The sequence below is a fragment of the Armatimonas sp. genome (assembly GCF_043760365.1).
In the GTDB taxonomy this organism is placed as follows: Bacteria; Armatimonadota; Armatimonadia; order Armatimonadales; family Armatimonadaceae; genus Armatimonas.
In genome coordinates this window covers 1-2,891 of record NZ_JAYUPA010000935.1, presented here as the reverse complement: position 1 = coordinate 2,891, position 2,891 = coordinate 1, and the positions used below count along the sequence as shown (strand labels likewise).

Annotated in this window: 3 protein-coding genes; 2 read left to right on the top strand and 1 reads right to left on the bottom strand. The window is 60.8% G+C overall.

From position 1 onward, the window contains the following. Positions 1-423: 423 nt before the first annotated feature. Together ACH2EH_RS23605 and ACH2EH_RS23600 are read left to right on the top strand one after the other, a co-directional pair. Positions 424-846 carry a hypothetical protein gene (locus tag ACH2EH_RS23605; RefSeq protein WP_395145645.1) on the top strand — a complete coding sequence of 141 codons (423 nt, stop codon included), beginning with the start codon at positions 424-426 and terminating at the stop codon, positions 844-846. 79 nt (positions 847-925) lie between these two features. Next, positions 926-1,978, top strand: coding sequence for an SMP-30/gluconolactonase/LRE family protein (locus ACH2EH_RS23600; RefSeq protein WP_395145643.1), 1,053 nt, complete (start codon positions 926-928; stop codon positions 1,976-1,978). A gap of 42 nt (positions 1,979-2,020) precedes the next feature. On the opposite strand, the gene ACH2EH_RS23595 is transcribed toward ACH2EH_RS23600, so the two are convergent. After that, positions 2,021-2,891, bottom strand: an 871-nt coding sequence (locus ACH2EH_RS23595; RefSeq protein ID WP_395145641.1) for an aspartate aminotransferase family protein, incomplete at its 5' end; no start/stop codon positions are given.

The window sequence follows — 2,891 nt, the reverse complement described above, 5'->3', positions numbered from 1 at the left end:
TCGTGAGCAGCTCTTTGAAAAGCCTGTCGTGATCAATCGCTTGTTCATCCATCTCACGCTCATTGTATCGCGCACACCGAAAATCCGGTAAATCCGGTAGAGCCTTTTTCACGAATCGCCTTCGATGGCCTGAAAGGCCATCTCTGGGCCGCGCTCCGCGCGAAGCGGGCCGAGCCCGCAGAGAAGGAGACGTTTGGCCGGGGACTTTCAGGCCTCGGCAAACCATTCGTGAAAAAGGCTCCGGTAAAATAGGATTACTGCTGCCTTGAGGACACTTAACGATGCTGACTCTTCTTTCCCTTCGTCTCGCTGGTCTCGTTTCCCCAGAAGCCCACGGCTCCCCCCAAGCCGACCACTCCCGCCACCAAGTTGGACTCTTCCGCTCTGGCTCTGCTCACCGCTGGAGCTAATGGGCATGGGCGAGTGGCAGCGCTGGAAAGCACGCTGGACTGGCGCTACCGCCCCAAAGCCAACCTGATCACTCGCCCCACCAGCACCCAGGGGCAGAAAGCGCTCGAAGGTGCTCTCCACTCTGCCCAGGGAACCCTCACCGACACCAAGACGCTCTACGCCTACCGCTACGACAACGACGGAAAGCTTACCACCGCCACAGTACGCGCACTCGCACCGGACGGGCAGGAGTCGCCTGCACCGCCGTGTGCGCCACCTTGCGCGAGGTCGGACTCCAAGGGCCGGAAGATCCCGCAGATGCCAAGCTTCCCGCCCACGACAAGCAGCGCATCACCTTCAACCCGCCCTCAGGCCCATTCATGGATCTTGCCGCACCAGCGGGCCGCTTTAGCCGCCCGATTCCGTAAACGCCCCAAAACGCCGCCCATCAGGTAAAATGGGCGGCATGGTGATCCCGGAGGCCGTAGTTGGCCAGCCGATTTTTGCACGCTATGATCTGGAGGATAAATAACCTATGAACCGACGAAGTCTACTCACGGGCGCAGTGACGCTCACCGCCTCGGCTGCTTTGGCGCAGCAACAAGAGAAGGGCAATGCCTTCGACCGCTACAGCCCCGGTGCAGCGGTGATCCGCTACCCCGATCCCGATATTATCGCTCTCGACAAGCGCTATGAGCCCCTCATGATCGGCAACACCCCGATCCAGCGGCTGCACACCGGCTCGATGTGGGCGGAGGGAGTGCTCTGGCACAGTGTTGGGCGCTACGTGCTCTGGTCGGACATCCCCAACAGCATTCACCGCCGCTGGCTCTGGGAGGACGGCCACACGTCGGTGATCCGCGACTCCAACAACTCCAACGGCAACACGCTCGATCGGGAGGGGCGGCTCATCTCCTTTGAGCACCTCACCCGCCGCGTGGCTCGCCACGAGCATAATGGGAGCGTCACCGTTCTGGCGTCTACGTTCAATGGCAAGCCCTTCAACGCCCCCAACGACGGCGCGGTACACCCCGATGGTGGCATCTGGTTCACCGACCCCGGCTACGGCTCGATGGGCTACTACGAGGGAATGAAGGGGCCATTGGAGCTCAAAGAGGCTGTCTATCGCATTGACCCGAACACGCTGAAAGTGGAGAAAGTCACCGACGAGCCTACCAAGCCCAACGGACTCTGCTTCTCGCAGGACTACAAGAAGCTCTATATCGCCGACACGGGTGATCCTCACTGTATCTGGGTCTTTGATGTGCAGAGTGGAACTAAGCTTGGCAAGGCAAAAGAGTTCGCCAAGATGACGATGGATCTCAATGGCAAGAAGGCCACGGGCAACGCAGACGGCATCCGCTGTGATACCGAGGGCAATGTCTGGGCCGCGACGGGCTGGGTGGGCGCGGGCTTCGACGGTGTGCAGACCTTCGCCCCTGATGGCACGCGTATCGGTCAGATTCTCCTGCCAGAGATTGGCTCGAACCTCTGTTTCGGTGGCTCCAAGCGCAACCGGCTCTTTATCACCGCGGGGCAGTCACTCTACGCCGTTTACGTCAACGCGCAGGGCGCCCACTGGTGCTAACGCGCACCCTCCCTAACCCCCGCTCGGCGGGGGTTAACGAGGTTAATCCAGCAGGCTCAGCACATCCGCCGTGTCGGTGAGCGCGATATCAAAGGCTGCGATCACTTTCTCAATCTGCTCGTCGGTGATCACGAGGGGCGGCTGAACGCGCATAATCTTGGTGTTGTTGAGCGTGTAGGCCACGACCACGCCGTTTTCGACCAGCGAGCCGATCGCCAGTTTTTGAATGTCGGCATCTGAGAACTCCACGCCGATCATCAGGCCACGTCCGCGGACGTCCATCACGAGCTTCGGGTGCTTGGCTTGAATCCCCTTGAGGCCGCTGAGCAGCTTCTCGCCTTTAATACGGGCCTGCTCGGCGAGATTGTCCTCGCGCATGATGGTCAGCGCGGTGATTCCTGCCACGCAGGCCGCTTCGTTGCCGCCGAACGTGCTGGTGTGTAGATACGGGTTCTCATGAAAAACAGCGTTCCAAACTTTTGCCGTTCCCACAATGGCGCCCACGGGCATCACACCGCCGCCCAGCGACTTGGCAAGCGTCATAATGTCTGGCGCGACATCCTCCCAGTTGCAGGCGAAGAACTTACCCGTGCGGCAGAGGCCGGTCTGGACTTCATCCAGAATCAGTAGCGCCCCGTGCTGGTCGGCGAGCTGGCGCGCGGCCTTGAGGTAGCCGTCGGGGGGAATCCGAATCCCGTTCTCCCCTTGAATGGGTTCCAATAAAATCGCCGCCGTCTCGTCGTCTACGGCGGCAGAGAGCGCGGCGCTGTCGCCAAACGGCACATGGACGAACCCGGGAAGAAGCGGCGCGAAAGGGGTTTTGTAGCTGTCCCTACCCGATGCCGAGAGTGCTCCGAGTGTCTTACCGTGATACGAACCCTCGGCGGAGATAATCTTCGTGCGGCCCGAGGCC

Bases quoted from the DNA above. Each gene is read 5' to 3' on its own strand.
- ACH2EH_RS23600 (WP_395145643.1), top strand. From the start codon at position 926: ATGAACCGACGAAGTCTACTCACGGGCGCAGTGACGCTCACCGCCTCG.